Annotated in this window: 3 protein-coding genes; all 3 read right to left on the reverse strand. The window is 73.3% G+C overall.

Features of this window, described 5'->3' with window-relative positions; translation table 11 throughout:
* Positions 1–321: 321 nt before the first annotated feature.
* Entirely contained in the window at positions 322–531 is a 210-nt protein-coding gene (locus tag ACTWQJ_RS49655; protein ID WP_443312932.1) for a hypothetical protein, read from the reverse strand.
* Positions 532–556: 25 nt separating this feature from the next.
* Positions 557–1564, reverse strand: coding sequence for a Ppx/GppA phosphatase family protein (locus ACTWQJ_RS49660; protein ID WP_443312933.1), 1008 nt, complete (start codon positions 1562–1564; stop codon positions 557–559).
* 100 nt (positions 1565–1664) lie between these two features.
* Positions 1665–2828 (reverse strand): ATP-binding cassette domain-containing protein (locus ACTWQJ_RS49665; RefSeq protein WP_443312934.1); only part of this gene is annotated, 1164 nt, incomplete at its 5' end.

Genomic DNA, 2828 nt, shown 5'->3' on the forward strand with positions numbered 1-2828 from the left:
CCGCCCCGGTGGGGGTGCGGGCGCCAGGCCCATGGGTCGGCCGGGAAGCCGACGGCCGAAGGTCCAGCCCGTGCCCGGGACTTGGGCCCGTCGGTACGGCCGACGGTGCGGGTTTCGGGGTCGGCCAGTCCGGCCCATGGCCAGGGCCCGGCCGGTCGGTCGGTTCGGTCGGCGGCTCGAACCTGGCCCGGCCGGTGCGGGTTTGGTCCGCGCCTCGGTGGGTCGGTTCGGTCGGCGGCCTGAGCCTGAGCTGGTCAGTCAGGCCCCCGGCCCGAGCCCGTCGGTGAGTCCGGACGGACCGCGGCCCGAGCCCTGGGCCGGTCATTCCCCCTGGGACTCCTCCTGGGCTTCGGTGTTGGGGGTGATGGCCTCCCCGGCCTCACCCCTGTGGCGGCGCTGCTCCGCCGTGTCGCGGGTGCGGTGCTCGGCGTCCTGGACCTCGCGCAGGATCTCCTCGATCGCGGTCTCGGGCTTCTCCTCGGGCTGCTCGGCGTCCGGCTTCTCCTCGGGCTGCTTGGCGTCCTCGGACACGGGGTGACCTCCTTCAGGGGCCGTTTCAGTGGGCGGCGGACGCGACACGCAGTGGCACCGGGTCCGGGGCAGGAGGCTCCTCGCTGAGCCGGCAGACCTCGGCCCACCAGCCCGAGCCGTCCTCGATGTGGCGCAGCAGCACGCCCTCACGGATCGCCCACGGGCAGATGGTGACCGTCTTGAGCCCGGACAGTTTCATCGCCGTGTGCCCGACCACCGCGCCGGCCAGGCTCTGTTCGGCGCGCGGCGCGGAAATGCCGGGGAGCAGTGCCCGCTCCTCGGCGGGCAGCGACGCCAGCCGGACCACCGCCGCCCGCAGGTCCGCGCGGCGCATCCGGCGGTCCGTGAAGGGGCCGTGCCGCCCCGGCGCCGCACCGCACAGCCGACCCAGCTGCTGGAACGTCCGGGAGGTGGCCACCGCGGTGTGCGGTCCCTCCCAGCGGATCCGCGCCGCGACGTCCCGCAGTTGATGGCGGACCTTGCGGCGCAACGCCCGGACCTGCTCCTGCGTCGGCGGATCCTGCCCCGCGAGGAACTCGTGGGTCAGCCGTCCCGCGCCGAGCGGAAGCGACGCCACATAGTCGGGCAGACGCCCGCGGCCGAAGGCCGCTTCGAGCGAGCCGCCGCCGATGTCCAGCAGGGCGAGCGGTCCCGACCGCCACCCCATCCAGCGCCGCGCCGCAAGGAACGTCAGCTCGGCCTCCACCTCCCCCGGCAGGGTGCACAGCTCCACTCCCGTCCGCGCCCGGACGCAGCGCAGTACCTCCAGGCGGTTCGGGGCGTTGCGGACCACGGCGGTCGCGAAGGCCAGCGGGGCCGCAGCGCCCCACCGCGCCGCGGTCCGGCTCGCCTCGGCCACCGCGTCGACGAGCCGGACGACGGACTCCTCGGGGACCACGCCCCCGGGCTCGACCTGCTCGGACAGACGCAGGCGCCATTTGGCGGTGTGGACCGGCAGCGGCACCCCGCCCTCCGCATCCGCCACAACCAGCCGGACCGTGTTCGATCCCACATCCACCACGCTGATTCGCATGGACTGGCGGGTACCCGATTACGGCCCGGAACAACGGAGTCCGCTGCCTACGCGCCCCCGAAGTGCGCCGATGCGACGGGAGGGCCGCCGCCCTGGCCGGTCACGCCAACTGGCGCCGCACCAGCTCGTGGAGCCGGCCGCCGGTGTCCGCGAGCAGCTGTGCCGGCGGGCCCTGCTGGGCGACCTTGCCGTCCTCCATCACGATGACGCGGTCGGCGTCCAGCACCGTCGACAGACGGTGGGCGATGACGATCCGGGTGGCGTTGAGGGCCTTGGTGCTCTCGATGACCTTGCGCTGGGTCTCGTTGTCCAGGGCGCTGGTCGCCTCGTCGAAGAAGAGGATGCGCGGCCGGCGGATCAGCGCCTGCGCGATCATCAACCGCTGCCGCTGGCCGCCGGAGATCGCCCCGTTGCCCGCGACGATCGTGTGCAGGCCCATCGGCATGCGCTTGATGTCCTCGGCGAGCCCCGCCATTTCGGCCGCCGCCATCGCCTCCTCCGGCGTGTACGGCTCGGTGCCGCAGATGACGTCCAGGATCGAGCCGGTGAACGGCTGCGCGTGCTGGAGCACCACCCCGCACTGCCGCCGTACGGCCGACTGGTCGAGCGCCGCCAGGTCCTGGCCGTCGTAGAGGACACTGCCGGAGACCGGCTTGTCGAAGCCGATGAGCAGGCGCAGCAGCGTCGACTTGCCGCAGCCGCTCGGGCCGACGACCGCCACGAACTCGCCGGGCCGCACCTCGAACGACACGTCGTCCAGGACCAGCGGGCCGTCGTCGGAGTACCGGAAGGACAGCCGCCGGGCCTCCACGGCCCCGGTGAGCGGACCCGGCCGGGTGCTGGCCGTGCGCACCTCGGGCGTCGCCTGCAGCACCGGCTTGATCTGCTCGTACAGCGGCAGTGCGGCGACCAATGACACGAACGCGCCGGTGATCTGGGTGACCGAGGTGAGCAGCATGGTCACCGAGGTGTTGAAGGCGAGGAAGTCGGCGGCGGACATCGCGCCCCGCGCCGGGCCCGCGAGCAGCATGAACATCAGCAGCGAGCACAGCGGGAGATAGATCGCGCCGAGCACCGTGGTGAGGTTCTTGATCCGGCCGAGCCGCTGCTGCAGCTCCCGGCCGCGGGCGAACTCGCTCGCCCAGGCGGCGTAGGCGTAGTTCTCGGCGGCCGCGACCCGCAGCTTGGGCAGGCCCCGCAGGGTCTGGAACGCCTGGTTGTTCAGCTTGTTGGTGAGCACCGTCAGGCGTCGCTGCCAGCGTAC

Source organism: Streptomyces sp. KR55 (assembly GCF_052245645.1).
In the GTDB taxonomy this organism is placed as follows: domain Bacteria; phylum Actinomycetota; class Actinomycetes; order Streptomycetales; family Streptomycetaceae; genus Streptomyces; species Streptomyces flavusporus.

Excerpts from the sequence above, each read along its gene's own strand:
- ACTWQJ_RS49660 (WP_443312933.1), bottom strand. The coding sequence starts at position 1,564 with ATGCGAATCAGCGTGGTGGATGTGGGATCGAACACGGTCCGGCTGGTT.